The sequence below is a fragment of the Chryseomicrobium palamuruense genome (genome assembly GCF_042649045.1).
GTDB lineage: Bacteria > Bacillota > Bacilli > Bacillales_A > Planococcaceae > Chryseomicrobium > Chryseomicrobium palamuruense.
Window position 1 is genome coordinate 172799 of sequence record NZ_JBHSEF010000022.1, and the last position, 25844, is coordinate 198642.

Consider the following 25844-nt stretch of genomic DNA (forward strand, 5'->3'; position numbering starts at 1 on the left):
CTAAGCTTGGGAGGTCCATTTGAGGTTCTTACCCGGTCCATAGAAAGTAAGGTATTTTCGTTTATCTAGTTACCAGGTCCGTTCGAGGCATTTGCCCGGTCCATTCTCTAGCAAAACGACCATAACGAAAGGAAGAACACTTAACTCAAAAAAAACCCCGTTCACCTGGATATCAGCCAAGTGCACGGGGCTCTTCGTTAAGGTGTGCTCTAATCAGGACTATCTACCGGTTTGCTTAGCGCAATGAAAGGAAACGGCGATCACGGTTGTCACTTCATCTTCATTGACTATGCTGGTTGTTTTCTTCCGCGGTACCAAGCGATGAGGATGGCAATCATAAGTGCGAAGCCAAGGTAGCCAACGGTTGAGTAAACTTTACCTACGAGTGTTGTAAAGCCGACGAGGCTTGCGACGTACCCTGCAAGGCCAACGAGAATAATAATGAACTTGAAATATCTGTGATCAGCGGCAACGAAACGAACTGTGAACGAATAGAACATACCGACTGCTGTGTTGTACATCATCCCAAGCAAGGCAATCGCCATGAGAATACCTACGACGGGGTGAATCTGATTGGCAAGTTCAAGGGTAGGCATGTCGACGCCTGCGATGACATCTATTTTTACATAGAGTGTGATGTTCACAAGAAGAATCATGACACCTAAGAGAATCCCACCAAGAATCCCACCTGTTCCAGCGACTTTCTGGTCTTTCTCTGCACCGCCCATCACGATAAGCAGGGCAGCCCCACAAGCGATGTTATAAGAAACGTAGAGCAATGCGCCGAGTAGCCAATTTGTTGCGGCTGATGGCTGATCCATGGCGAGATTGTGCGCTTCCCCAAATGTTACGTCCATCGTAAATAAAGAGTACCCGAGGATGACGAGAATCACGACGAGCAAGTACGGCGTGATGGCGGCAATCAAGTTCATAATGTTCTTCAAGTTTAGAAGCAGCGTCAGGATGGTTAGAACGACGAGAACGATACTCCCGATTCGAGCATCGATGCCGAACATTTGCTCAAACGTTGAACCTGCTCCGGCAAACATCACAACGGCAACTCCGAAGAGGAAGAAGGTGATTAGCAGGTCAAGAACGATACCGATATAGCGACCACCAATGTGGTAAATCACGCCTTTATGGGAGGTCGTTTGTAGCTGTGACCCCAGTTGCGCCAAGGTCATTCCGAAAAAAGCGAATAGTGCGGTCGCTAGGATACTTCCTGCGATTCCCCAGTAGCCGAAGCTTGTAAAGTATTGCAGGATTTCTTGACCGGATGCAAATCCTGCTCCAACGATGAGGCCGACGAATGCCCCGGCAATTTGTATGCTTCGTTTCATAGAATCACCTTTTCTTATCTAAGTTATTAATAGTCAGCTGATTAGTTATAGAGAATAGGTCTTCTTCGAAACCGTAAACTCCTCTACTGCTTCGTGATTTAGTTCAAAGCCGATGCCTGCTTGCTGAGGAACGTGAATCACACCGTTGTCTACAGTCACTTCCGGAGTGATGATGTCTTGTTCCCAGTAGCGAGACGAGCCCGCCGTATCACCAGGTAAGATGAAGTTTGGAAGGGTGGTCAGGGCCACGTTGTGCACACGGCCAATTCCTGCCTCGAGCATCCCACCGCACCAGACAGGTATGCCTTTTTCCATGCAGAAATCATGGATTTTCTTCGCTTCTGTCAGACCACCGACACGACCGATTTTGATATTGATGATTTTCGTCGAACCTAGTTCAATCGCTTTTCGAGCGTCTTCCAGCGAGTGAATGCTTTCATCGAGACAAATGGGTGTTGTCAACTGAGCTTGTAATTTTGCATGGTCGATGATGTCATCGGACGCAAGTGGCTGCTCGATCATCATAAGATTGAATGCATCAAGTTGCTTCAATAGAGCTGTGTCTTCTAAACGATACGCTGAGTTTGCATCGGCCATGATTGCAGTGTCTGGGAATGTCTCACGAAGTGTACGCATGATGTCCACGTCCCAGCCTGGTTTGATTTTCACTTTGATTCGTTTGTACCCTTCTTCGACATGTGTGCGAACCACCTCGATCAAGTCGTCGACAGACTTCTGGATACCGATACTGATACCGACATCGATTTCCGTTTTCTCTCCGCCTAGTGCTTTTGCGAGGGACTGGTTCGTCAGTTGGGCATAGATGTCCCATACAGCGCCTTCAATAGTTGATTTCGCCATATTGTTTTTGCGGATGGTAGAAAAAAGTTCACTGACTTCATCAGGGTGAGAGAGCTCTCTTCCAAGAAGCATCGGAATCAAAAAGTCTTCGAGCATATGCCAGTTGGTTTTGAAGGTCTCTTCGTTGTACCAAGGGGAATCAAAGGCGACGGATTCTCCGTATCCGACTTTTCCGCTTTCCTCTTTTGCTTCAAGTAAAATGAATTCTTTTGTCTGGAAGGTTCCGAAGCTCGTCGTAAATGGATGCTTCATTTGCATTTTCATATGTCTCATCGTTACTTCTGTTAGTTTCATTGGACAATCTCCTTTAATTGCAGCGTCTGTATAGGCACTAAGATGTATGTGTTGTACTCCTCATATTGTGTAAGCGCTACGACAACATAGTTTTTTGAGAAAAGTTCTATGAACAGGTCTCGTGATTTCATCCGCCAATCGAGCGCAAGCTGCGGCGCGTTCTTTTTCATTTCCTGAAAATTTTTTGGGACAGGAATCGAATAAGCAGCCGCTTCTAATTTATCAGGAAGGGCAGGTTCAAGGACTGGGTATTTCCCGTTCCAGGAAATCCTACCGACAGAAACGGGTTCATGCTCAATCTGTACGGGAATAGGTCTCTCCCCTCCACTTTCCACGTAATCGCTTGTCAAGTGCCAATGCACTTCAAAACGATCGGTTGGGAGTCCGGAATTCAAGCCATCCTCCATCTCCCCGTAGCAATCCACTACATATGTATCACAAATGCCCCGTAGTTTCGTCAGATTGAGGTAGCCGTTTCGTGTCTCTAGTGGATCATATGTCCATTTCATCCGCGTATACCCCATCTCAATAGCAAGCTCTCGTTGACGAAGCTTCAGTTGTTCACCGATTTTCTGAGAGCGGTAGTCCGGATGGATGCCAAGCATGTGGGAGCAAAGATACGACTCTCCATGACTAAATCCCGCAAACCCATAACTAAAACCGACGAGCTTGTCGCCGTCATATGCTCCAATGATAAGTCCACCATTCTTGACCGCGGTCATTGTCTGGTGGAGCGGAATTGTCGGCATATCCCAGACAAGGAATTCGAGGTTTTGGACAGCTTCGAGTTCGCTGCGCGTGATTAGTTTTTTTAAGACAATCATTGCGTTTTCCCCACCTCTAACGCCAGAATGCACGCTTCCGCCAAAATACGCGCACCTTCTTCAAGATAGGCAGAATTGAATGTCATCTGCGGATGATGAAGACCCGGTGTGACGCCGCAACCAAGGCCGAGCATTGTCGTCTTGAGAGCCGGCTTATGATAGGAGAAATAATGGAAATCTTCTCCCCCTGGTGTGACAATTTCATCACTGCAGCGTTTTTCACCAACTTCGGATTGGATCGCCCTACGAAGGATATCTACAGCGTCCGGATTGACTTGTGCTGCAACAATTGCTGCTCCAACCTCCGTCGTAATCGTGGCTCCAAATTGGATTTCTACTGAATGAATTGCGCGCTCAAGACCATCCATCAATTTATCCATCGTGTCATTTTGTTGCGCTCGGCAGTCGAGAGAAAATGTCGCTGTACCTGGAATGATGTTTGCGGATGTCCCTCCAGCTTGCAAGCTCGTCATTTTTATAGAACCGGAACGACCTGGTTGAATCCAAATCCGTTTGATTGCATCGACTAAGGCAGAAGCGACCTCAATGGCATTGATCCCTTCTTCCGGACGAGCACCGTGGGCTTCTACGCCTGAAATTTTACCTCGAATCATGCGAGCCGCACCGTGATGAAGGGCCGGACTGTGTGTGCCTTCTGGTAGTTCAATCAGTGGTCGGACGTGAACTCCAAAAAGATAATCGAGCTGCTCTGTAACACCACGCTCAAGCAAAGCTAGCGCACCATTCCCTTTTTCTTCAGCTGGTTGGAAAAGGATGCGGACCGCACCAGGAAGCTCATCTTTTTTAGCCGCGAGAATTTGTGCTGCCCCAAGCCCCATCGTCATATGCCCATCATGTCCACAGGAGTGATTTGCCTGGAACTCCCCGTCGACTTCCTGCCATAAGGCATCGATGTCTGTTCGGATACCAACAGTTGGTGTGCCTGTGCCAATGTCTACATAGAGCCCTGTGATATCTTTAAAAGTGACGGGATGAAGACCAAGTTTCTCAAGTTCATGTTTCAAGTACGCCGTCGTCTGGATTTCTTCCCAGCTAATTTCCGGATTCCCGTGTAAGCGGGTAAAGTGTTTATTGATTTGCTCAGAAAATGAATTTGTCATCTATTATCAGCTCCATCTCGTGTGTATATAGCGTCTGTGCATGTCCTCAAACTGCTCACGCTGCTTCTTATAATATGGTGGATCATGTCGCATCATGCCTGATGCCAGAGTATTTAAGAATGCTATTACGCCCGGAATCAGTTCAATCGTCGATTGCTGACGCGTATTCAGGATAAAAAGTTGATCGGTAAATTCAGCAGCAGGTGCGACTTTGGAATCCGAAATGGTAAGAATGGTTGCCCCCAGATCTTTCAAATGGCGTGTGATGTCAATCGGTTCCTTGTAGTAGCGATGCATAGAAATCAGAACAACGACTGTATCTGGGGTGGTCTGTCGGTATAAATTGATTAGGGCAACTGAATCCGTGGAAGGGACGACCACATCCGGCCTAAGCATCGATAGCGTTAACCCAAACCATTCAGCGACTATCCTGGAAGCGCCTTCACCGATTACGACAATTTGCTTCGCTTCATGAAGTTTCTTCGTAGCAGTAGAGAACGATTCTTCATCAATTGTGGAAGCCAAATCCACCAGTTGGCGAGTAAATTCTGTCATCTCATTCTTGACAAAATGATCCGTGTCCACGTCCTCTTCCGCTCGAGCGACGTAACTGCCAAGAGAACTTTGAGCGACGAGCGTTCGTCGTAATTTATTCTGAAGTTCTGTAAACCCAGAAAAACCAAGTGTATAACAAAGTCGGATGACCGTCGTCTCACTGGTTTCGGCACGTTTTCCTATTTCAGAAGCGGAGTGCATCATGACAAACTGCGCATCATCGAGGATCAACTTCGCCACGCGTTGCTGGGATTTTGAGAGCGTTGGAAACACTTCTTCTATATAACAAACCAAACTTTCCATCCCGAAGCACTCCCTTCAAATTTCACTTATTGAAGCTTTCGCTTCAATACCTAGTAGTACTTTAACATAAGCATTGCTACTTAATCAATAAGTTATCTGAATTTTTAGGGGATATATTAAAATTCACATACGAGGTTACGAGTAAAAAGAAATTAAAATTAGCAAAACTGGTCGACCCTTTTGGCAAAATCATTTATGAGATGAAATAAGTTTTGATCAAAAAGAAAATAGCCCCGTTCTGAATTAAAAATCAGAAAGGGGCTATAACAACTTTAATTAAGCAATTCCTTCTTAATATGTCGCATCCACTCAGTCGTTGTCTTATTCAATCCAAGTTCACTTAACATTCGACTTCCGACAACATCTTCGATTTCATTAAACAGCAATTGGTCGTCTGTCGTGACGAAAAAATCAATGCCCGCATAATCAATCGAGAGGTCGGCAATTGCTCGTTTCACGATTGCTTCCTGTGAAGTGTTATATGAGTACTCTTCGAAGTGCCCACCATGACTGTAATTTGAGAGAAACGAATCCGGGTTCGACCTGAGAACTGCTGCGTGAATCTCGTTGCCAATGATCCAGAACCTCACATCCCCAATGATCTTCCCAGCATGCTCCTGATAAACAAAGTTTGCTAGATCGACTGGACCTACCTGTATTCCATACGTAACGTTTTCCCCACCATGTCCACTAACGGGCTTCCGAACCGTTTTTTTATTTTTCAGGGGGGAGATAAGTACTTTGGCAAAAGGCACACTACGGTTCTGCATATAGTTATAAGCTGCTAACTTATTGTTCCCAAGGAGCGTCACTTCTGATGAGTTAAACACTCGAATCCCTTGTAGTTCAAATTGCCAACTCACCGACACTTCACGCGTCCGGTTGATGACGAAATCTATGTCGTCTAGTGAAAATCCTGTCCGCAAGTCTTCCATAACCACTAGTTTCAATTCGAGTCCAGACTCTTTTGCTTCCCCCACCAACCACTCTATGTATGATTTATTTTTCTCCGCGTCCATCGCATAGTACATCAAGAGACCTTTCATCGCACGTTCTCCATGAGATGTCGCAACAATGGTTTCGCATAATCTAGTCCAGTCGCAAGCTCAAAACTGACAAAGTTGACATTCGAATTGACTTCACACAACATAGGCTCTTCATCGGGTCCGTACAATAAATCCACCCCGCTAAACGTCAGCCCAAGTGCCGCATGTGCTTTTAACGCCAACTCTTCTTGTTCGTTAGTCAATTGGAGAGAGCGTCCAACCCCTCCATTTGTAATATTCGCTCGGAAGTCGTTGTCATTCACTCGTTGCATTGCACCGATAACCCGGTCACCTACAATGTTCACGCGAATGTCCCGACCAATCGACGATTCTATTACTTCCTGCATAATAAAACTTCGATTTCCCACTTGATGAATCCTTTCAGCAAGTGCTTCTCTCGAATCAATCATATAAACTTGCATTCCAAAAGACCCTTTTGATTCCTTTAAAACAAGTCTGTCCCCAAGTTCAGTGAATATGTAATCAAGGTACGTGTCATTTACTAGATTATAATCAAAACTGAATGGTCCAAAAATCGTCTTCGGCATGTGAAGCTCTCGCCCGATAAGCTCTGCATGCATGAGCGATTTGTCATCACAGATTTCAATTGACTGTGCCGAGTTATAGAGTTTGTATCCTTTCCGCTCCAATAGGCTCGCAAGCAGGATATCCTTATCCCAAAAGATTACAAACTCTGGCTCAGGAACGTCTTGTAAAAACGTCAGCTCGAGCGACCCATCTTTTTGGATGACTGGCACGATTTCATTATTTTTAATAGGAATGAGTTCGAGACCAATCACCGATGCATCCGCGACCAACTTTTCAATCAGTTGATTCATTTTAAGTAGTTTTAATGATCCGTTATAGATGACCCATGCTTTCATAGCTTTTTCTCCAAATCCCTAATGATTCCAGTATAGATATCAACTAACTGAATTAGTTTCACATCCGACTCCATAATATCCCAATTTATTTCCATTTGTATCGCAGGAATTCCTGCTTGTCGAGAAATAGTTGACGAAACGGTATGCTCGTAACTGGCCGCAAATAATTCATCGACATGGACTTCATCAAAAACATGAGCTAAATGTGCTGTGATGGTTTCTAATAAATCTTGACGTCCTAAAATATTCACACCGTATCCCGTTCCAATTTCCACATCAAAAATGCGCTCCGACGATGCAATATGGAAATCCAGAACGAGCCGTATGTCAAATTCTTCAATTCGTTTACATAAATCTTCCCTGTAGCCAGATTCTCTACTATAATTCGCATCATCATCTAGATTTTTCGTTTTATATAAAATATGACAATCTGTTTTCTCACCAAGCAGTTGAACGAGAACCCCTGTCCGGAACTCACCCAATTTCGGCTGCCCTTCTCGTAACTGGCTAACACTATGAGGGGCTGACAACAAAATCTTATTCTTGCCTTTTCTAAACTCGTGCCCAATTTCCTGATTCCCCAGCTCTTCTAAAAAGAACCGTTCCATTTCTGCAATTCTTTGTTTCATTGGCAAACACCCCAATCCACTACAATCATGTTTATGTAAATAGTATATCATTATGCAAGATGCTAAATACCAAGGGGTGCTTAGGTTTTTGTCTAGTTGATGTGAGAACTTTTCTGAAACAAAAATGAGAACCGCCCTGATTTTACACCATCAGAACGGCCCTCAAAAACATCATATTATTTTACTTGTTCTTCCATTTTCCCAGCACGGGCAATCACTGTTTGAATCACCTTTTCTACAAGGACAGGTGTTTCTACAAAGGCGCTACGGATATGTAGGCGCTCCGTGCGTTTGTGGGCGTCTTTTCCGAAAGGACCGACATTAAGAACGGGTGCTTGAAGCTTTTCCATGTCTGCAAATGGAATCGAATACGTTGCATTCCATACAGGTGAATTGGACTCGTACGCGCCCCACCCATTAACATCTCCTTGGTAATTTACATAGCTCAAATCAGAAATTCCATTAAAATAATGTCCAAGTTCTACTTTCAAACCAAATTGTTCATTCGCAACATTCTTTACAGCTTCAATACATTCCTGAATCAATGCATCTTCAGATGAATTAACCGCCGGATAATAGGGTGGCGTATAAAGAAGGATGATAGCAGGCGCAAGTTCCGGACAACGGGTCAATAGCTTCTTGCCGATTTGCAACGCTTTCTCCCGGTCATCATGTTCATCCCTTTGGATACATTCTTGTTTGATTGCCTCGATTGTCTTTTCGCCAAGCTTCTTTACCGCATACGCGAACAGTTCTTCGTACCGCAGAACCTGCACCTTACCGACGGGGTGCACCTTCTCCATTTGACAGATGGCTTCGTACCACTCATTAATTTCCTTAGCTGCAGCGTGAGCTACTGTTTCAAATTGGTTCATGACGTCCGCTGCACTTTGTTTCATCGTAAACACATTATAGAGTGCAGATGTCATAAATGGTGTCTGCGTCGAATAACTCTCGCGCATATCCTTTTGCTGGAGCGTGACAGGAAGTGGTGTGACTTCCCCGTGAACTTCTTCTTTAAATAGCGGGTTCATCTCCATACGGCGGGTCATAAATGCAGCAAGTAGACTTGAGGTCATCCCTCTCATCGGTTCACCGACATGTGTTTCTTTTCCAAAAAATAAAGCAGACGGCATGATTTTTCCAATCGACCCGGAATAGATTCGGTAACTCGTGTCTGATGGATTCATGGAAAACACGGGTTCTCCGTTAAGAAAGAGACCATAATCCAGCCCTAGTTCTTCCTGCCACTTCGCGAGGTGCGTCACAGCTGCGCGCATCCCAGCAGAGTTCATTTCCTCGTCAGGAACGGTCAGTAACACCATATTGATCGGCCACTCTTCCACAATCGCTTTTTCCAGAGTCGCCATATGGATGACAAGTCCTGCTTTCATATCCATTGTTCCTCGGCCCCATAGGTAATCACCGGACTCCAAATCACGCTGTGCATCAGGAGGGAGAAGGTCCTTATGGCGTTGCAAGGCATTTCCTAACTCGTCCGGATGAAAAGCGAGGGGCGCAAGTTCCCCGTACTCTTCAATTCCGACCGTATCAAAGTGACTAATGAGCACAATCGTCTTCACCGCTTCTGGATGCTTTGTACGTGCAGCTAAAAATAGCCTTCCTTCTCCTGCGTCACCTACGTGCAAGTACTCTTGATTGGTTTGAAAATAGGGTAACGTACATAATTTCTCTGCGACGCGATGAGCAAAATCGATTTCCCCCGGAGTGGTACTGATACTTTCCCAGCTCACAAGTTCTTTTACCAACGTTTCAAGCTGTTCAGGTGTCTGCCAATTCAACATACTACTTCCTGCCTTCCTCATTACACAATATGTCCATAGTAACTTATCCACGTATTCTGGACAATGGGACTTGAGAAAGAAGATCGGTTACCACGTGTTTTGACATGGAGTTTAGTGCCTTGCTACAAATAACGCAAGCCCATCTCTCCGAAAAGAAATGGGCTAGAAAGGTCTCTATGTTATTAACATACAGAATCCGTCGATTTGGGAACGGAAAGTCCAAAGAGTGGTCGCAAATAAAGGGCTAAGAACGTACCTGCAATTGCGAGGATACCCCAAATGTACCCGTGTAAACTGAATGATGCAATTCCTCCGAAATAGGCACCTATATTACAACCAAATGCAAGACGTGCTCCATAACCCATGAGTAACCCACCGATGACAGAAGCAAAGAAATTACCCGTAGTTACATTCGTGAACTGGAACAGTCCGCCGGCTGCAGATGCAATGAATGCGCCAAGTATAACACCGAAGTTTAAAACGGTCGTAGAGTCAGCAAAAATAGTGGCTTGTAAGCTTTTCTTATCAATTTAGTAGGAATAATGTTTAATGTTATGAGATTGCTAACCACAAGTCAACTTCGATGGCTTCTCTAGCTCTATTCCAGCAGAATAGGGCTTAAAATCATTTAGCAGAGTAAAGCTCGGATTCTTCCTATAGCTTTGTAGCAAAACTGGAATTCTGTATACTGAACAGTACAAGAACAAAAATAAAATATACTTTAAGGATAAAAAAGTGAGGTACCAACATGTCAACCACTGATACGATTCTCGATCGTTTTGAAAACGAAGAAGCTGTGTTTTTAGTGAATGGTTCTGAGGCCAATGAGTTACGATTGCCGTTGAAAGAAATTCCAATCTCTTTAAAGGAAGGTGACACGGTTCGAATTCATGAAAGTAAGGAAGGGTATATCTTTGAGCGTATGCGAGAAGGGGAAGGTACGACGGAATTGAAGATGGGAGAGATGATTGAACACTTGCGGACGCGAGATAAACGAAATCGTTAAGTAAAGTTTACTAAAAGGAAGCAGGTCCCCAAAATGACCGACTGCATAGTAGTCTGTTATTTTGGGGACCTGCTTCCATCTCTTACAAGCGCACACCACGACAATACGTGGCATAAAGAGTTAATTCGTCATCGACTAGTAAGAAGTCAGCATCTTTACCAACAGTGAGGCTTCCTTTACGATTCCATACGCCGATTTGGCGGGCTGGGTTGACCGAGGCCATCTGAATTAAGTGTTCAATAGGAGCACTGATAATTGACCGCATGAGGCGAACTTCATCAATCATCGAGATGATACTCCCGGCGAGGACGCCACCGGGAAGTGTCGCTTTTTTATTTGCAACAGCAACCTGTTGACCACCGAGATCGTAAGAACCATCAGCGAGGCCTTTCGCCCGCATGGCATCGGTAACCAGTAAGATACGTTCAGCTCCGAGAACTTTATAGAGAAGTTGCACCATCTCTCGAGACAAATGATGTCCATCTACAATCAACTCGCAGAAAATTGAATCCGATAACATCGCATACCCAAGGGCGCCGATTTCCCGGTGGTGCAATCCTGTCATAGCATTTGCGAGATGCGTCATTTGTGTCACGCCAGACGCCACTGCGTCTCCCATCACTTCAAATCCAGCTGATGTGTGCCCTACAGATACGGTGACACCATACGAAGTAAGTAACTCAATCAATTCTGCTTCCACTCGCTCAGGAGCGACCGTCATCTGACGAATCACACCGTACGATAACCATTTCTCAAGGAGTGTTCTCGTCGGAATCACCATAAACTCTTTTGGCTGGGCACCTGCGTAGTCTGGGTTTACAAAAGGCCCTTCTACATGAATGCCTAAAAGTTCCGCACCACCATTAAGCTGCATCTTCCCCACAATTTCATTTGCCCGCTTCAACACTCGCTCTACATCGACTAAATCCGCTGTCATCGTCGTCGCCAAAAAAGCCGTCGTGCCTTCTGTCGGCAACTTCGCAGCCATCTTAAGGAGCGCTTCAGGGTCATCATCCATCGTATCGACACCGTATAACCCGTGGATATGAACGTCAACAAAGCCTGGAACTACAAGCATCCCCTGTCCATCTATCACATCTTCTCCCGTCAATAGTTCCGGGGTAATCGAATGAATTTTTCCGTTTTCACAGGCAATCGTTCCATCTATCCACTCAGCATTATCCTTAAAAATTTTCACATTCGAAAGAATCCTTTTCCACGCTCCGATCGTGAGACTTTTTTGCTGAGCGTATGAATCGCTTCGCGGGTCTCGTCTAAAAATTTCACGGATTGCTCATAGTCTTGCGATGCCACGTACATGAATAAAATATCAATCATATGTAATTGTGCTAGGCGAGAAGACGTCGCAGCACTGCGGAAAGCGGCTTCTTTTGTCGATGATGTGAATAGAGAGATGTCCGCCATCTCACGAACAGGCAACACCTGCTTTACTGCTTGAGGCACCTGATGACCTTCCTCATTCATCAACTGTAAAATCTGCGCAATCATCATTTGAGCCACTGTCATCTTCCCCAACGTCTTCATGAAAACACTTAAAAGATTACCCTTAGTATATAAAACAATATTCCGAATATCAAAACTATTTAGTGAAATATTATTTCAAATAGATGAGTGACAAGATCGCGTCCTGGTCTGAGAGTGGTGTTTGAGACCAGTACTTAAAGCTCATTTCCACTTTAAAATCTTTAAATTAAAAAATACAACCTACCCTCGAATCGTCACTCGAGAATAAGTTGCATTTATGTGTATCTCTTATTATCTTCCACTACCCAATATAAAAGGATTAAGAGCAAGCAACATCTCACCTTTAATGTCTTCACGGTGAATCGAACCAACCTCTGGAGAGCGGCTATCAAAACTTTCTCCAGGTGTGCGGTGATCACCAATTAGGAAATAGGAATCTGCGGGTAAAGTTTGTAAGGACATATCGGATGCGCTGCCAAACGTATAGTTTTCTTCTAAAGCGACGTTGTTAAGATAGACAACCCCGTTTGAAATTAAAATTTGATCACCAGGTAGTCCGATGACGCGTTTGATGACGTTAAATCCATTTGAATCCGTGTAAATTACGATGTCACCGTGTTCAGGCTCATAAATCAGATTATTCGTAATCACCAAGCTGCCATCATCAAATGTTGGTACCATGGAATAGCCGCTAATCGTAGAGATTGAAAATCCAAACTTTAAGAAAAGAAAGAGAAGAATTAAGATTCCGAAGAACCGTATACTGCTCCAAATTTCATTTTTGAGTGACTTAGACTCTACGGATTTGTTTGTCGTTTCAAAGCGAATCGATGTCATGGCCTATTGTCCTCCAGACGTTTCCTTTGTTGATGAATCATCCTCTTCCTGTACAACTGGTGTCACTGTACTTTCTGTGACCGGTTGTTCTACAGATTCTGTATCTTCTACCCCTTTGTTCTTCCCATTCCCTTTTCCATTCCCCGGTTTGTCATTCCCTTTTCCACTGCCATTATTTTCTCCGGGTCCATTGCCATTGTTTCCTCCGGGACCATTACCATTGTTATTACCATCGTTTCCTGCTCCTTGACCATTCCCACTATTTCCAGGGTTCCCGTTATTGCCTCCAGGTGGTCCTGGTGGCTCGGTTTCGACAGGAGGAATCTCTACCAGATTTACACTACCCATTGCTAAAATGGCAGAGTTAAAAATGAAGTTTAATTCATTGATGATTGCTTGTTTCTCCGCTTCATTACTATAAGAGACCGAAGCCATCAATTGACTCGTATGCTGTCTTAGTGCTTCTACAGTTTCATCAATTTGTTGTTGTTCAAAAGCAGACAATTCTCCTTGAGCTCGTTCCATTTCCGATTGCAAGTGCGCTTTTAATCGAATCACTTGTTGTTCTTTCTCACTTTCTATTGACGATTCCATAGAAGCGACAGCTGACGTTTTCTGTTGATCGAACCACTGGCTGATGAGTGTCGAAATGTCCTGCTCAGCAAAGGCGACCTGGATGCTTGAGATGCATATTGCGATTAAAAAGACAGTTCCAATGAGAAATTTAGATAGTTTCGTTTTAAGTTTCATTGATTGTTCCTCCTTTAAAAAGGAAAGAGCCTCCCGTTTGAGAGACTCTTCAGTTGTTTTATTATTTATTGATGTTAGAAACGATTGTATCAAGATCGCTTGTGCTCTCGCCTTCGATTCTAGTTGCTTCTGCTGCTAAGCGTTCTTTTTGAGTAGTAATATAGCCATCCACAATGGCTGTTACATCTAATTTTAATTGTGCATAGACCTCGTCAAGATAACCTTTTAGTTCCCCAACAGAATCATTCGTATTAGTTCTTAACGCTCTATTCACATCACCTTTAGCCGCTGTGATAGCATCCGATAATTTGTTATTGGCATCACCTTTGGCTGTATTTAAATCTGTTTGAAGCGATGTAAACGCAGCATCTCCAGCTTCTGTAGCTTTTCCTTCAAAATGAGTATTGGCTGCTTTCTCGAGTTCATCTGCAGCAAAATCAATAATCCCTTTCACTTCAGATTCCAATGCTAGAAACTGACCTTCCATCCCATTCAAAATTTCCGTTTTTTCTGCATTCATAGAATCGATGTGACCTTGAGCTTTAGCATCCATAGAGTTCGATTTAGCGTCTTTCTGGTCTTTTCGTTCATTATCAATTTGAGTATTCAGCTTTGAAAGTTCTGCAGCGTAGTAAGTTCTAGCATCTTGTTCTTTGCCGTAAGCATAAGCAGCAACTTGTTGAGCCACATGTGTTTCAGCTCTCCCAAACTGCCCATCATACCAAGCTTTAAACGCATCCCCCGCATTCGTATTCGCAAACGCAAACCCTGCACCTGAAAATAGTGCGACTGCCGTTGTACCTGCGATCATTTTCGTTTTCAATGTTTTTTTCATAATTCCCATCTCCTCAAATGTGGTTTTATTTTAGTGGAATCAATGACTCCATTATTCCCCGTTTAAAAATTCCGACTTAAAGTATTCTTCCAGTTCGCTTTCCATCTCACCCGGAAGGTTTTGTTTTCGCTCCGCTTCGAATGCATCCAGCTCGTTCATGTGCAGGGAACGTTTGGCTTCTTCTAACCGGATCGCTTGCGCATCCGCATAGTCTTGCATCTCATTAGAAGTGGAGTTGATTAAACCCGTCACATTCAATCTGGATACAATCGTTTGATCCATCTCATCCAACCAGCTCAGCCAGCTCAAACCGACTGTGATGGAATGTGCGAATACTTCTTTACTCACTTCATCTTTTGATTGACTCCACTGTCCTTTGTACCAGTTTTGAAAATAGACACTGCTATCGAGACTTGCAGCTGCAGGACCCGCGAAAACAACTGTGGCGAGTGTAAACGAAACAACGAGTTTCTTAATCATTGGCCTCCTCCCTTTTTAGTTGATGTAAGAACTACCTTCACTATAGACGTTTAATGTGAATGCTACTCACCTCTTGGGGATACTTTCCAAGTCACTAAAGTCTACTTTAATGCTCTCCATTGGGAGTAGAGAAGGTATACTTTCGTACCATATAAACGCAAAAAAAAGACTTAGGCAACGTTGCCTAAATCTTAGTTGACTGCATATGTGACGAGCCCTAATGCATTCGCATGGAGGGCTGCTTGGGTTCGATCACTCAATTCTAGCTTTGAGAGAATCTGACTGACATGCTTCTTAACTGTAAATTCTGAGATGAACAGTTCCAAAGCAATTTCTCTATTGGACTTCCCTTTTCCTAGTTCAATAAGTACTTCTTTTTCTTTTGCTGTGAGATGATCTGTGATTTCTTGAGAAGGGACAGGAATCATATACGTTAAATCCACAACATCCGGGTCATAATATTTGCGGCCCTTATGAATCACTTTGAGTGCATGAACAAACTCTTCTAGTAATACATTTTTAAAAATATACCCGTCAATACCTATTTCTTTTGCTTGAATAAAATCACTCTGTTTCATGGACGCTGTAAAAATCACGAAGCGACTAGCAGACGAAATCTTCTTCCCTCTTATGATAAAGTCATATCCGCTACTTTTTCCTAATTTTACATCAACAATGACAATATCCATGTGTTCCTTCTCTAAAATACTTAGACCAATGTCAAAACTTGTAGCTTCCACAATCCATTCGAACACGGCATCGCTCTCCAGTAAACCAACTATTCCTTTTCGTATGAATGGATGGTCGTTCATCACTAAGACTCTCATTCCCCTACCACCTTTGTTTAGTTTCCATGACATTCGGACAAATGTGTGAAATTCTGGGTGACGGAAAAGACCTATCATCTGTTATCCCTAAACAGATGATAGGCCGGGTGCACCATAAGCTCACTATTTCTCCAGGTGCCCACTTAAAGAGAATAGGTCGTCGCTTCCTATCAGATAATTCTTTCCACTTCACTATAAGGTAATAATTAGTAAAATACAACATAAAAAAGACTACATATTACTACAACGGGACTACAAAAACCGACATAAGTTATGTCATTTGTCTTAATAAATAAAAAACTATCCTTACTTACTGCACAAGAAGAATTCTTGCTTAGTAAAAATAAGAATAGGTTCCAATTTTTCTTTCTTTTTCTTCAATCCTCATCCACAAGATGAGGTTTGGCTTTACGAATTTTGTATGAATTAAGCTCTCGGAATAGCTGTTGGAACTGAGTCCGATCTTCTTTAAACACGATGCCGTAGTGATTATAGTCTGGAAAGACCACCTTACGTACAATCGTGCCTTCCACTAAAAAGGGTACCCCATTAATAGAAAAACGTAATTCCATTTTAGTTTTTGCCCGTATGTCTGTATCCGTTTCAATCAAAGCTCCCATTGAGCTTATGTTAATGAATTTTACAATCTCCACGTCATATCCGGCAATCGACATTTTGCCGAAGACGTTTTCTTTAAAGTCCACACGAAATAACTCGCGGCGATCTTCCGTCGTCACACTACCCTCTCCTATCCACTAAAATCCCCTTTAGTTCCCCAATAAGATCTAAAATCTCTAAATGATGCACTTCGTCTTGTAAAAGCTTTTGTTGTAACTCAAGTAATTTCACCTCAACGATTTGTACAGTCTGATGAGTCGATCCCGTCATGAGGCTTGAATTCTCGACAAGTTGATAGCCACTCGCCAGTTCACTCAACACGTCTTTCACAGCTCGTTTGTAGCGGTAAAAGGCATCCATCGTCTTCCATTCAGTTAAATGCTTACCACAATTATCCAACTGTTCAAAAAGACTGTCAAGATGATTTTCTGAGAGCTGTTTATCTTTCGAACTTAGCAATCGCTGAAAAGACATCGCAGGCGTCGTATCCATTTTTCGAATGTCTGTTTTCGGAGTGGGCGGTATGAATCCTGCTTGCACTTTCATCATCCGTTTGACTCCTTTCGTGCCATAAATAACAGTAGATTGACTTCACTTTCCGCACGGCCAAGAAGGGCTGCGATTTCACTGACGGTTTTCCCTTGTTTATCATAGAGACGAATTTGTTCCAGTTCATCCGCCGCTTTACTCCCCACTCCTGCATTTTGTTGGTAGGTTGCTGCAACGTGCGTTGGTGTAGATGGCGTCGGTTTCTTTTTCGGAGCTGGTTTTTTCTTGACTGGCACTACCACTTCTTGTTTATTTTCTACAGGTATAGACACTTCTTGTCGACGAACCACAGGTTTTTGAGCAGTCGCTATGTATCCTTCCACTTCAGAGACCAATTCTTGGTTCTTTATTTCCACGGCACTAAGAAATTCCTGAAGCTGGTCCTCTAATTGTTGATTCGACCGCTCAATTTCATTCTTCGTCTTCTTGAACTGCTGCAATAAGTAGAACGACCGGATGTGCAGCAAAATCATCACAAAGATAATGGCATATAAAATTACTTCCAACGAATTCACCCCTAATACTCGAGCACATCATAAACCGCTAAACGCAAGCGAGACATGGCTTTTGAATGGATTTGTGATACACGTGACACACTAACCGACAGAATTTCGGCAATTTCCGTAAATCGTAGCTCTTCTTGATACGCAAGCGACACAACGAGTTTCTCTTTTTCAGGTAACTGCTGGATGGCTTCTTGCAGTTGATCACGCACAGCTTGCTTGACAATTTCTTGTTCTGGAATGGTCACCTGTGCTTTATGAAGAGACGATTGACTGTCTATTTCCGCTTCCTGAAACTGTTCCTGATGCAGACTGCTGACGAGCGCAAGAGAAGAATTTCGAACCACACGCTTCACTTGAGGAACGGTCATCTCTAAATACGCTGCTACCTCATCATCCGTCACTTCCCGTTGATGCTGTTGTTGAAGAGTGAGGTAGGCTTGATCGATTTTCTTCACTTCATCCCGGAGACCCCGAGGTAGCCAGTCCAACTTCCGGAGTCCATCTAATATGGCACCTTTAATCCGCCAGGTTGCGTACGTCTCAAATTTCGTCTCAAACGACGGTTTGTATTTGGTTAACGCGTCATATAATCCCTCAAGTCCTAAACTCCGGATTTCTCCAGGATCGACAGACGGAGGAAGCTGTAGTCCAATTCGGTGGGTAACGTACTCGACAAGAGGCATGTAGCGCTCCACTAATTGATTACCCTGCACATCATCTTTTGTTTTCTGCCACTCCAGCAATTGCTTTTGGTCCTCTAGTACGGTCATCTTCCCACCTCCTTATCTGATTGCGACGAGCTTTCGTAAAAAGCCACTAAGTCCCGCTGTCGGACGCGGTGGCATCCCCACTAAATCGTAGACGACTTTTTCAATCGACTTAGCTGCTTGACTTTTTGGTGCATGCAATAATAATGGATACTGCCGTTTTACAGCACGGTTTACTTCATCGTCTTTTAGAATGAGTCCTGCAAATTGTAACTCTCGTTGCAAAAATTCTTTGCAAACTTTTTGGAACTGCGTCGCTGTCTGTCGACCTTCCATAAGAGAGACACATTGATTGACCACAAGATGAAACGCAAAATCCGGCCGATGATGATGAATCATCTTCAGTACCGAGTAGGCATCGGTAAGGGCTGTCGGCTCCGGAGTGGTAACAAGAATACCCTCATCTGCCGCCACTAAGAAGGACATCTGGATATCCGTCATCCCGGCACCCGTATCGAGTAAGACAACATCGAAATGCTGCTCCATCTCTTGGAACTGTTCATGTACACGTGCGATTTCTTCTTCCGACCAGCGCACCATTTCGAGAAACCCACTGCCCCCGGATAAAAATCGGACTCCAAGCGGGCCTTCGACAAGTGCATCTTTCATCAATACGTCACCCGATTTCACATCCGCAAACGAGTACGTTGCATTTGCGCCGACAAGCGTTTCAATGTTCCCAAACCCTACGTCCAGATCGAGAATCACAACACGTTTTCCTGTCTTCGCAAGAGCAAGCGCCATATTGATCGTAAGTGTCGACTTCCCGACGCCTCCCTTGCCACTTGTCACAGCGAGTATGCGAGGTTTAGGTGACGTCGCTTGTTTCATCAAATCACGAAGTGCTGCTGCTTGATCCATGAGACGTTTCCTCCCCTAAGAACACTTCGCGCAACAACATCGAGTTGAACGGTCGAATATCATGGGGGACATGTTGCCCTGTAGTGACATATGAAATCGGATACGAATAATCGTGCATCAAATTCAGGAGATGTCCCGGTTGACTCGTTTCATCGAGTTTCGTGGCAATGATATTCGTGAACCCCACTTGTTCAAACGATTGAATCAACTTTTGACTGTCAGGATAACTTGCTGTCAGACTCAAGACAAGCTGAGTCGTCATCTCTTCATAGGAAGTAATTGCGCGTACCTCATCAATGAATTGTTCCTGCTGGAAGTTACGGCCAGCTGTATCAATCAAGATTCGTTCGCAGTCTTTTAAGCGCTCAAGAGCAGGACCCATGTCTTTAACGTCTGTAACGACTTCGAGTGGAACCCCTAAAATGGATGCATAGGTCTTCAATTGTTCTACAGCACCAATCCGGAATGTATCCGTTGTGACGAGACCGACCTTACGCTTTTTCGTAATAAATTCCTCGGTCGCCCACTTCGCAATCGTTGTTGTTTTACCGACACCTGTTGGTCCAGAAAAACATAAGATGCGACTGTATTCCGGTTCCGCGTACTCGAGTTCATCAAATGCTTTTCGAACGTTTTGTAAAAGAGCGGAAGCTGTAACGCGCTTGTCACCTTGATGCTCTAAAATAGCGGCAATCAGTTTCATGCGCGCTTCACTATGGACCCCTTGTTGCTTCAGGTCGTCATCAAACTCACGCAAGAGTTTCGGAAGCTTCGGTGCTTTCGTTTGGTCGTACAACAGTTCTTTTAACTCTTTCATCTCCACAAGCACTTTGTCATAGCGAACATCTCGTGCAGGAGGACGGTTGTCGATTAACGGTTCCACAACGGGCGAGGTAACAGTTGCTGCCACTTCCTCAACGGGAACTTCTTTTGGTTTCGTTTCCGAGAGAGCTGCCACGACTTCCATATGCTCTTTTTGAAAGAACCCTAGAAACCCACCAGATTTCACTCTCTTCGTCTGCACGATAACAGCATCACTACCGAGTTCATCTCGAACCTGATCAAGGGCTTTATCTAAATTTTCTGCGGTATACGTTTTCAGTTTCATGCGAATTCATTCACCCCACTGATTTGGACGACGCCAATACTTTGTATTTCGAGTTGTGGTTCTAGTTCGTTATAAGACAATACCGGAATATCTGCCGAGAAGCGGTCCAAATACTGGCGCATATAGTGCCGGATACCTGGTGTAGTAAGTAATACTGGTTGAACGCCCTGTTGCTGGACACGCTGCACCTGTTCAAGTAATACTTCATAGATTTGCTGCGTCGAATCTGGATCAAGCGATAAGAAGCTGCCTTGTTCCGTACGTTGGATTGCATTCGCAAATCGTTTCTCAACGGATGCTCCAACAGTAATCACACGAAGAGGTTCTCCAGTTGGTGAGAACTGTTGTGTAATCTGGCGTGACAGTGCTTGACGAACATACTCCGTCAATATGTCTGGATCTTTAGTAGAAGGTGCATAATCGGCAAGTGTTTCTAAGATTGTTACCATGTTCCGAATAGATACTTTCTCTTTTAGTAACTTCGCAAGTACTTTTTGCACTTCCCCAATCGTCATTTGCTGTGGAATCAATTCTTCTACAACAGAAGGTGTGGTCTCTCGTAGATGGTCGATCAGTGCCTTCACTTCTTCACGACCAATCAGTTCATGCGCATGACGTTTGATGACTTCTGTTAGATGGGTCGAAACAACAGACGGTGGATCGATAATGACGTAGCCGTACAGTTCCGCATCTTCCTTTGTTAGTTCATCAATCCACAAAGCAGGCATACCGAATGCCGGTTCTACCGTTTCAATGCCTATGATACTATCATCATCTTCGGATTTTAAAGCAAGGTAATGATCAAGCATCAACGAACCTTTTGCCACTTCATTTCCACGGATTTTAATCATGTATTCTTGTGGACCTAGCTGTACATTGTCCCGAATCCTGATAACCGGAACAACAACACCTAGTTCAAGAGCAAGCTGCCTTCGTATCATAATGACGCGGTCAAGTAAGTCTCCACCTTGCTTTTTATCGGCAAGTGGGATGAGCCCATATCCGAACTCAAATTCAATGACATCGACATTTAGTAGATCCAAAACACTCTCCGGACTTTTCATGGCGTCGATTTCTTTCTCTTCAACAACGGTTTCATCTTCCTGACTCTCTGCTTTATCTAAGTTTCGCTGCAAGAAGAAACCGAACCCAGCAACGATGGCTGCAACCGGTAGGATCAACCCTTTACTGATGGGTGTAAAGATCCCAATCGCAAAGAGCGTTCCCGCAACAACATACATCATTTTCGGATACGCAAACAGTTGTTTCGTGATATCTGAACCAAGGTTTCCGTCTGAAGCAGCACGCGTCACGATGATACCCATTGCTGTAGAAATTAAGAGAGCAGGGATCTGACTGACAAGTCCGTCTCCAATCGATAATAACGTAAATGTAGATGCCGCTTCACCAGCAGCCATGCCGTGTACAAGCATCCCGATAATAAAACCACCGATGATGTTGATAAGGGTAATGACAATTCCGGCAATCGCGTCACCTTTGACGAATTTACTCGCCCCGTCCATCGCTCCGTAAAAATCAGCTTCCTTACTGATTTTCTCACGACGACTTTTCGCTTCTTGTTCACTGATCATCCCAGCACCTAGATCCGCATCGATACTCATTTGTTTACCAGGCATGGAGTCCAAGGTGAAACGTGCAGCTACCTCCGCCACACGCTCAGAACCTTTTGTGATGACGAGGAACTGAATAATAACTAAAATCAAAAATACCAAAATCCCAATAACGGCACTTCCACCTACGACGAAGTTTCCAAAGGTTTCAATGACTTGACCACCTGTCCGTTCCGATAAAATCGAACGTGTCGTCGAGACATTGAGGGCCAGGCGGAATAATGTAGTTAGCAGCAAAAGCGTCGGGAAAATAGAAAATTGCAGAGGCTCTTTCGTGTTCATAGCAACGAGAAGAATGGTAATTGCCAAACTCAGGTTTACCATGATTAGTAAATCAAGAAGCAGTGGCGGGAGAGGGATCACCATCATCACGATGATTAATATAACAGATAGTAAGACGGCAAAATCACGTATTTTCATGGTGTTCTCCTTTCCTCTTTCATCTTCCCATTGATGCGGTAGACGTAAGCGAGTATTTCTGCAACGGCTCCGAAGAGCTCTTCAGGTACCGGGTCTCCGATATCCGTTTGCGCATATAGTGCACGAGCAAGTGGTTTATTTTCAACAATCGTTACGTTGTATTCTTTTGCTTTCTCTCGCAGTTTGAGTGCTTGAAAGTCCATCCCCATGGCAATTACTGTGGGTGCGTCCATTTTAGCGTCATTGTATTCGAGAGCTACAGCAAAGTGAGTTGGGTTGGTGATCAGAACATCTGCCCTCGGAAGATCCTGGATCATCCGGTTGAGACTCATCTGACGCTGTTTTTCCTTAATCTTAGATTTGATTAAGGGGTCCCCTTCCATCTTCTTGAACTCATCTTTTAGGTCTTGTTTCGACATTCGAATTTGTTTTTCAAATTCATACTTTTGGTACATATAATCCGCAATCGCTAAAACGACTAAAATCAGCGATACCGTGAGGAAAAGTTCAAACGTCAGTTGCCCGATGACTGCTGCACTTTGGCGTACAGGTAAATGAGACAATCCCATCACTTGCTCTTTATTCGTCCATAAGATAACGCCTGCGGCAGTACTAATCACTACTACTTTGGCAATCGACTTAAAGAGCTCCACGAGGGCACGAAGCGAAAAGATTCGTTTTGCTCCACTAATCGGGTCGATACGTTCTAGTTTCGCGAGTACGGCCTCAGGTGCGAACAGGAAACCAAACTGTACGAAGTTTCCACCGATTCCAAACACTATGGCAATGACAAAAATAGGTGCGACAACAATCGCAAGATCGACGAACAATTCGTTCATAAGTTCTGGAACATTTTGAACGGTCAGTGTCGTCAAGAAAACGTCTTGATAAATGAATTGAAAGAACATTAATACTCGTTCTAAGTACCACCCACCGAGAAAGTAAAGGACGAGAGCACTTCCAAACAAGATGAATGCAGCAGGTACTTCTTGGGACTTCGCCACTTGTCCTTTCTTTCGGGACTCTTGCCGCTTTTGAGGCGTCGCTTTTTCTGTCTTCTCGCCAGAGAAAAATTGCAAGTCCAGTTGAAGACGTGTCATGCGATTACCCTCCTAAAATTCCCATTAACTCATTCATCAACTTCACCATACGTTCGACAATCACTTGTAGCATAAAGAAAAACGATGGCATAAGCAGTAACAATAAAATGAACCCAATTCCGATTTTAAGTGGAAATCCGACAGCAAAGATGTTCATCTGAGGCACTGTCTTCGCAAGGAGACCGAGTGCAGCATCCACTAAAAATAGCGACCCAACAATCGGAAGCGCAAGCTGAAAGGCTACGGCAAACATCGCTGCGAATACCGTCACCATAAACTGAGACAATTCCCCAGCAGCAAAGCCCCACTCCGGAACTCCTACAGGTACAAGACGGACACTGTGGAGCATCCCGTTAATCATAAAATGATGTCCATTGATGGCAAGTAAAAAGAGGATCGCTAGTATGTATTTGAACTGACCGATAATCGGCACTTGTGTCCCCGTTTGTGGATCAATGACATTTGCTAGTGCAAACCCCATTTGGAAATCAATAAAGGCACCGGCAACTTGTACCATGAATAAAATCAAAGCAGTCAAAAATCCAAACGATAAGCCAATCAAAATTTCTTTGAAAATGAGTACCGTGTAATACCCATCTAACACAATTTCATTTTCAAACGGTACTACGGAAGTCGCAATGAGTGAAAGTGCGCCCGCAAGACCAATTTTGAACTGAGAGGGAATCGTTCGTTGTGAAAAGATCGGTGCGACAATAAAGAAGGCACTCATCCGCACAAGAACAAGTAAAAAATACGGAAACGCGTTCAGTGCATTTTCAAGTGTCATCAGCCGATCAACGTCGGCAACTCACGGAACAAGTTGCGTGTAAAGTCTACGATGGTCGTGAGCATCCAAGGTCCAAAGAGGACGAGGGAAATAAAGACCGCTAAGATTTTCGGGATAAATGACAGCGTCTGTTCTTGAATTTGCGTCATCGCCTGAAAAATACTGACGAGTAGTCCCACTCCGAGTGCGACAAGGAGTAGAGGAGCACATAAAAGAATGACGGTATACACTGATTGCTCGGCAAGTTTAATAACAGTATCTGGTGTCATGCGATATTCCCCTTCCTAAAAACTCATCAGTAGCGACTCGACAATTAAGTTCCACCCATCGACGAGAACGAATAACAAAATTTTAAATGGCAACGAAATCATGACTGGTGGCAACATCATCATCCCCATCGACATTAACGTACTTGCAACGACCATATCGATAATCAAAAATGGAATGAAGATGATAAAGCCAATTTGAAACGCAGTCTTGAGTTCACTGATGGCAAACGCTGGAATGAGTGACGTGAATGGAATCTCATCAATCGTCGTCGGCTTTTCTAAACCTTGGTAGCTATAAAATAATGCAAGGTCTTTTTCCCTTGTATGCTTTGCCATGAATTCCTTCATCGGAGACGATGCGTTATCCAGTGCTTGTTCTTGTGAAATTTCATCATTCAAAAACGGTTGTAAAGCATTATCGTTGATTTCACTCAATACAGGACTCATCACAAAAAAGGTTAGGAATAATGCGAGTCCTATTAGTACTTGGTTTGGTGGCATACTTTGTGTACCTAACCCGGTTCGAACAAAGGACAAGACGATAATGATACGAGTAAAGCTTGTGAGTAAGATTAAGATGGCTGGTGCAAGTGATAATATGGTCAGTAAAAACAGGAGTTGCAACGTCGTCGATACGTCGCCTGAACCATCTGTCCCTACGGATATTCCCGGAATGGTGATAGCAAGAAGAGATAAATAGTTCATTCGTCTCTCTCCTTCTCATTACGTGACATCCGTTTCCGTACGGAGTGTAACGTGTCTTTTTGTTTCTCGAGACTTTGTTGGAATAATGTCTGGAATGATTGCGCGGAATCTTGATTTGAAGACGCTTTAGGACGTATCATTTCGAGTCCTTTTTCAAGCCATTTTGGCTTCTCTTTTAAGAGTTCAGACTGTTCTTCCATCGCTTCAATTAATCTCGCCTTTTCCGCTTCATCCTCAATTTCCTTCAGTAATGTCACGTCTTGACCAATTCCCACAACGAGAACTTGATTTCCCACTTTGACAAGTTGCACAGATTTTTGTTGACCAACAGACCCGCCACCCATGATTTGGACAAGTTGATTCGTTTGCAAGGAACGTTGGCGTGTTGCAAGGAAACGGATCAATAAATAGATAAGACCAACAATTAAGAGCGTATAAAAAATCAATGCGCCGATGATGGATGCCAAACTTCGATCTGTAGACTCTGCAGGGGGAACTTCTTCCGGTTGTTCCACAGGTGAGCCATTTTTGATATAATCCGCAACGGATGGGTTGGTTGCTGCATTTACTGGCAGTTCACTGCCGAGTACAACGATCCACAGCGCCAGAATAACCATCAATCCTTTTTTCAAAGCAGGTAC

29 protein-coding genes, 1 pseudogene and 1 riboswitch are annotated in these 25844 nt (G+C 43.9%); of the genes and pseudogenes, 1 reads left to right on the forward strand and 29 read right to left on the reverse strand.

Going from position 1 to position 25844, the window contains the following annotated elements; genetic code table 11:
- Positions 1-287: 287 nt before the first annotated feature.
- The 10 genes and pseudogenes from ACFO0S_RS09235 to ACFO0S_RS09280 all read right to left on the reverse strand — a co-directional run.
- Positions 288-1340 carry a YkvI family membrane protein gene (locus ACFO0S_RS09235; protein ID WP_378141630.1) on the reverse strand — a complete coding sequence of 351 codons (1053 nt, stop codon included), beginning with the start codon at positions 1338-1340 and terminating at the stop codon, positions 288-290.
- Between the two features lie 45 nt (positions 1341-1385).
- Positions 1386-2495 (reverse strand): o-succinylbenzoate synthase, encoded by a 1110-nt coding sequence (gene menC / locus ACFO0S_RS09240; RefSeq protein ID WP_378141631.1) that lies wholly within the window; start codon positions 2493-2495, stop codon positions 1386-1388.
- Positions 2492-3319, reverse strand: coding sequence for a GNAT family N-acetyltransferase (locus ACFO0S_RS09245; RefSeq protein ID WP_378141633.1), 828 nt, complete (start codon positions 3317-3319; stop codon positions 2492-2494). The genes menC and ACFO0S_RS09245 overlap by 4 nt, the downstream gene beginning before the upstream one ends.
- Complete coding sequence (locus tag ACFO0S_RS09250; RefSeq protein WP_378141635.1) at positions 3316-4440, reverse strand: amidohydrolase; 1125 nt, start codon at positions 4438-4440, stop codon at positions 3316-3318. Before ACFO0S_RS09250 ends, ACFO0S_RS09245 begins: the two co-directional genes overlap by 4 nt.
- Before the next feature lie 6 nt (positions 4441-4446).
- Positions 4447-5298, reverse strand: coding sequence for a MurR/RpiR family transcriptional regulator (locus tag ACFO0S_RS09255; protein ID WP_378141637.1), 852 nt, complete (start codon positions 5296-5298; stop codon positions 4447-4449).
- Between the two features lie 272 nt (positions 5299-5570).
- Entirely contained in the window at positions 5571-6344 is a 774-nt protein-coding gene (locus ACFO0S_RS09260) for an ATP-grasp domain-containing protein (RefSeq protein ID WP_378141639.1), read from the reverse strand.
- Complete coding sequence (locus ACFO0S_RS09265) at positions 6341-7228, reverse strand: ATP-grasp domain-containing protein (protein ID WP_378141640.1); 888 nt, start codon at positions 7226-7228, stop codon at positions 6341-6343. The genes ACFO0S_RS09260 and ACFO0S_RS09265 overlap by 4 nt, the downstream gene beginning before the upstream one ends.
- Positions 7225-7857, reverse strand: coding sequence for a hypothetical protein (locus ACFO0S_RS09270; protein WP_378141641.1), 633 nt, complete (start codon positions 7855-7857; stop codon positions 7225-7227). Before ACFO0S_RS09270 ends, ACFO0S_RS09265 begins: the two co-directional genes overlap by 4 nt.
- Before the next feature lie 176 nt (positions 7858-8033).
- The gene (locus ACFO0S_RS09275; protein ID WP_378141642.1) at positions 8034-9662 is read right to left on the reverse strand and encodes a M20/M25/M40 family metallo-hydrolase; all 1629 of its coding nucleotides are present in this window, start codon (positions 9660-9662) and stop codon (positions 8034-8036) included.
- A gap of 182 nt (positions 9663-9844) precedes the next feature.
- Positions 9845-10180, reverse strand: a pseudogene (locus ACFO0S_RS09280) (YeeE/YedE thiosulfate transporter family protein); the annotation flags it as partial.
- Positions 10181-10410: 230 nt separating this feature from the next.
- Here ACFO0S_RS09280 and ACFO0S_RS09285 point away from each other — a divergent pair.
- Positions 10411-10668, forward strand: coding sequence for a DUF3006 family protein (locus ACFO0S_RS09285; RefSeq protein WP_378141643.1), 258 nt, complete (start codon positions 10411-10413; stop codon positions 10666-10668).
- A gap of 82 nt (positions 10669-10750) precedes the next feature.
- On the opposite strand, the gene nagA is transcribed toward ACFO0S_RS09285, so the two are convergent.
- From nagA to ACFO0S_RS09380, 19 genes are all read right to left on the reverse strand, one after another.
- Positions 10751-11866: an N-acetylglucosamine-6-phosphate deacetylase gene (gene nagA / locus ACFO0S_RS09290; protein WP_378141645.1), complete on the reverse strand. Its 1116-nt coding sequence runs from the start codon at positions 11864-11866 to the stop codon at positions 10751-10753.
- On the reverse strand, positions 11863-12195 hold the full coding sequence (locus tag ACFO0S_RS09295; RefSeq protein ID WP_378141646.1) for a MurR/RpiR family transcriptional regulator: 333 nt from the start codon (positions 12193-12195) through the stop codon (positions 11863-11865). Before ACFO0S_RS09295 ends, nagA begins: the two co-directional genes overlap by 4 nt.
- A gap of 249 nt (positions 12196-12444) precedes the next feature.
- Positions 12445-12990 (reverse strand): signal peptidase I, encoded by a 546-nt coding sequence (gene lepB, locus ACFO0S_RS09300; protein ID WP_378141647.1) that lies wholly within the window; start codon positions 12988-12990, stop codon positions 12445-12447.
- 3 nt (positions 12991-12993) lie between these two features.
- The gene (locus ACFO0S_RS09305) at positions 12994-13740 is read right to left on the reverse strand and encodes a hypothetical protein (RefSeq protein ID WP_378141648.1); all 747 of its coding nucleotides are present in this window, start codon (positions 13738-13740) and stop codon (positions 12994-12996) included.
- A gap of 61 nt (positions 13741-13801) precedes the next feature.
- Positions 13802-14575, reverse strand: coding sequence for a hypothetical protein (locus ACFO0S_RS09310; RefSeq protein WP_378141650.1), 774 nt, complete (start codon positions 14573-14575; stop codon positions 13802-13804).
- Between the two features lie 51 nt (positions 14576-14626).
- The gene (locus ACFO0S_RS09315) at positions 14627-15055 is read right to left on the reverse strand and encodes a hypothetical protein (RefSeq protein WP_378141651.1); all 429 of its coding nucleotides are present in this window, start codon (positions 15053-15055) and stop codon (positions 14627-14629) included.
- Between the two features lie 191 nt (positions 15056-15246).
- Positions 15247-15882 (reverse strand): LuxR C-terminal-related transcriptional regulator, encoded by a 636-nt coding sequence (locus ACFO0S_RS09320; RefSeq protein ID WP_378141652.1) that lies wholly within the window; start codon positions 15880-15882, stop codon positions 15247-15249.
- A 92-nt stretch (positions 15883-15974) separates the two neighbouring features.
- A riboswitch (cyclic di-GMP riboswitch) is annotated at positions 15975-16059 on the reverse strand.
- 200 nt (positions 16060-16259) lie between these two features.
- Entirely contained in the window at positions 16260-16619 is a 360-nt protein-coding gene (locus ACFO0S_RS09325) for a PilZ domain-containing protein (protein ID WP_378141653.1), read from the reverse strand.
- Between the two features lies 1 nt (position 16620).
- Complete coding sequence (locus tag ACFO0S_RS09330) at positions 16621-17049, reverse strand: DUF327 family protein (protein WP_378141654.1); 429 nt, start codon at positions 17047-17049, stop codon at positions 16621-16623.
- Complete coding sequence (locus ACFO0S_RS09335) at positions 17046-17555, reverse strand: hypothetical protein (protein WP_378141655.1); 510 nt, start codon at positions 17553-17555, stop codon at positions 17046-17048. Before ACFO0S_RS09335 ends, ACFO0S_RS09330 begins: the two co-directional genes overlap by 4 nt.
- A gap of 11 nt (positions 17556-17566) precedes the next feature.
- On the reverse strand, positions 17567-18325 hold the full coding sequence (locus tag ACFO0S_RS09340) for a FliA/WhiG family RNA polymerase sigma factor (RefSeq protein ID WP_378141656.1): 759 nt from the start codon (positions 18323-18325) through the stop codon (positions 17567-17569).
- A gap of 12 nt (positions 18326-18337) precedes the next feature.
- A complete protein-coding gene (locus tag ACFO0S_RS09345) occupies positions 18338-19183 on the reverse strand; it encodes a MinD/ParA family protein (RefSeq protein WP_378141657.1) in 846 nt (281 codons plus the stop codon).
- Complete coding sequence (gene flhF, locus ACFO0S_RS09350; protein WP_378141658.1) at positions 19158-20291, reverse strand: flagellar biosynthesis protein FlhF; 1134 nt, start codon at positions 20289-20291, stop codon at positions 19158-19160. The genes ACFO0S_RS09345 and flhF overlap by 26 nt, the downstream gene beginning before the upstream one ends.
- The gene (gene flhA, locus ACFO0S_RS09355) at positions 20288-22342 is read right to left on the reverse strand and encodes a flagellar biosynthesis protein FlhA (RefSeq protein ID WP_378141659.1); all 2055 of its coding nucleotides are present in this window, start codon (positions 22340-22342) and stop codon (positions 20288-20290) included. Before flhA ends, flhF begins: the two co-directional genes overlap by 4 nt.
- Complete coding sequence (gene flhB / locus ACFO0S_RS09360; protein ID WP_378141660.1) at positions 22339-23442, reverse strand: flagellar biosynthesis protein FlhB; 1104 nt, start codon at positions 23440-23442, stop codon at positions 22339-22341. Before flhB ends, flhA begins: the two co-directional genes overlap by 4 nt.
- A gap of 4 nt (positions 23443-23446) precedes the next feature.
- Positions 23447-24229 carry a flagellar biosynthetic protein FliR gene (gene fliR, locus ACFO0S_RS09365; RefSeq protein ID WP_378141661.1) on the reverse strand — a complete coding sequence of 261 codons (783 nt, stop codon included), beginning with the start codon at positions 24227-24229 and terminating at the stop codon, positions 23447-23449.
- Positions 24229-24498 (reverse strand): flagellar biosynthesis protein FliQ, encoded by a 270-nt coding sequence (gene fliQ, locus ACFO0S_RS09370; protein ID WP_378141663.1) that lies wholly within the window; start codon positions 24496-24498, stop codon positions 24229-24231. Before fliQ ends, fliR begins: the two co-directional genes overlap by 1 nt.
- 15 nt (positions 24499-24513) lie before the next feature.
- A complete protein-coding gene (gene fliP, locus ACFO0S_RS09375) occupies positions 24514-25203 on the reverse strand; it encodes a flagellar type III secretion system pore protein FliP (RefSeq protein WP_378141664.1) in 690 nt (229 codons plus the stop codon).
- A complete protein-coding gene (locus ACFO0S_RS09380; RefSeq protein ID WP_378141665.1) occupies positions 25200-25835 on the reverse strand; it encodes a flagellar biosynthetic protein FliO in 636 nt (211 codons plus the stop codon). The genes fliP and ACFO0S_RS09380 overlap by 4 nt, the downstream gene beginning before the upstream one ends.
- Positions 25836-25844 lie beyond the last annotated feature (9 nt).

Excerpts from the sequence above, each read along its gene's own strand:
- ACFO0S_RS09330 (WP_378141654.1), bottom strand. The coding sequence starts at position 17,049 with ATGATGAAAGTGCAAGCAGGATTCATACCGCCCACTCCGAAAACAGAC.
- ACFO0S_RS09310 (WP_378141650.1), bottom strand. The coding sequence starts at position 14,575 with ATGAAAAAAACATTGAAAACGAAAATGATCGCAGGTACAACGGCAGTC.
- flhF (WP_378141658.1), bottom strand. The coding sequence starts at position 20,291 with ATGAAACTGAAAACGTATACCGCAGAAAATTTAGATAAAGCCCTTGAT.
- fliP (WP_378141664.1), bottom strand. The coding sequence starts at position 25,203 with ATGAACTATTTATCTCTTCTTGCTATCACCATTCCGGGAATATCCGTA.
- flhB (WP_378141660.1), bottom strand. The coding sequence starts at position 23,442 with ATGACACGTCTTCAACTGGACTTGCAATTTTTCTCTGGCGAGAAGACA.
- ACFO0S_RS09260 (WP_378141639.1), bottom strand. The coding sequence starts at position 6,344 with ATGAAAGGTCTCTTGATGTACTATGCGATGGACGCGGAGAAAAATAAA.
- ACFO0S_RS09340 (WP_378141656.1), bottom strand. The coding sequence starts at position 18,325 with ATGACCGTACTAGAGGACCAAAAGCAATTGCTGGAGTGGCAGAAAACA.
- ACFO0S_RS09345 (WP_378141657.1), bottom strand. The coding sequence starts at position 19,183 with ATGGATCAAGCAGCAGCACTTCGTGATTTGATGAAACAAGCGACGTCA.
- ACFO0S_RS09235 (WP_378141630.1), bottom strand. The coding sequence starts at position 1,340 with ATGAAACGAAGCATACAAATTGCCGGGGCATTCGTCGGCCTCATCGTT.
- ACFO0S_RS09295 (WP_378141646.1), bottom strand. The coding sequence starts at position 12,195 with ATGACAGTGGCTCAAATGATGATTGCGCAGATTTTACAGTTGATGAAT.
- ACFO0S_RS09250 (WP_378141635.1), bottom strand. The coding sequence starts at position 4,440 with ATGACAAATTCATTTTCTGAGCAAATCAATAAACACTTTACCCGCTTA.
- menC (WP_378141631.1), bottom strand. The coding sequence starts at position 2,495 with ATGAAACTAACAGAAGTAACGATGAGACATATGAAAATGCAAATGAAG.
- ACFO0S_RS09270 (WP_378141641.1), bottom strand. The coding sequence starts at position 7,857 with ATGAAACAAAGAATTGCAGAAATGGAACGGTTCTTTTTAGAAGAGCTG.
- fliR (WP_378141661.1), bottom strand. The coding sequence starts at position 24,229 with ATGACACTTGAAAATGCACTGAACGCGTTTCCGTATTTTTTACTTGTT.
- fliQ (WP_378141663.1), bottom strand. The coding sequence starts at position 24,498 with ATGACACCAGATACTGTTATTAAACTTGCCGAGCAATCAGTGTATACC.
- lepB (WP_378141647.1), bottom strand. The coding sequence starts at position 12,990 with ATGACATCGATTCGCTTTGAAACGACAAACAAATCCGTAGAGTCTAAG.
- ACFO0S_RS09255 (WP_378141637.1), bottom strand. The coding sequence starts at position 5,298 with ATGGAAAGTTTGGTTTGTTATATAGAAGAAGTGTTTCCAACGCTCTCA.
- ACFO0S_RS09320 (WP_378141652.1), bottom strand. The coding sequence starts at position 15,882 with ATGAGAGTCTTAGTGATGAACGACCATCCATTCATACGAAAAGGAATA.
- ACFO0S_RS09265 (WP_378141640.1), bottom strand. The coding sequence starts at position 7,228 with ATGAAAGCATGGGTCATCTATAACGGATCATTAAAACTACTTAAAATG.
- flhA (WP_378141659.1), bottom strand. The coding sequence starts at position 22,342 with ATGAAAATACGTGATTTTGCCGTCTTACTATCTGTTATATTAATCATC.
- ACFO0S_RS09285 (WP_378141643.1), top strand. The coding sequence starts at position 10,411 with ATGTCAACCACTGATACGATTCTCGATCGTTTTGAAAACGAAGAAGCT.
- ACFO0S_RS09245 (WP_378141633.1), bottom strand. The coding sequence starts at position 3,319 with ATGATTGTCTTAAAAAAACTAATCACGCGCAGCGAACTCGAAGCTGTC.
- ACFO0S_RS09275 (WP_378141642.1), bottom strand. The coding sequence starts at position 9,662 with ATGTTGAATTGGCAGACACCTGAACAGCTTGAAACGTTGGTAAAAGAA.
- ACFO0S_RS09315 (WP_378141651.1), bottom strand. The coding sequence starts at position 15,055 with ATGATTAAGAAACTCGTTGTTTCGTTTACACTCGCCACAGTTGTTTTC.
- ACFO0S_RS09305 (WP_378141648.1), bottom strand. The coding sequence starts at position 13,740 with ATGAAACTTAAAACGAAACTATCTAAATTTCTCATTGGAACTGTCTTT.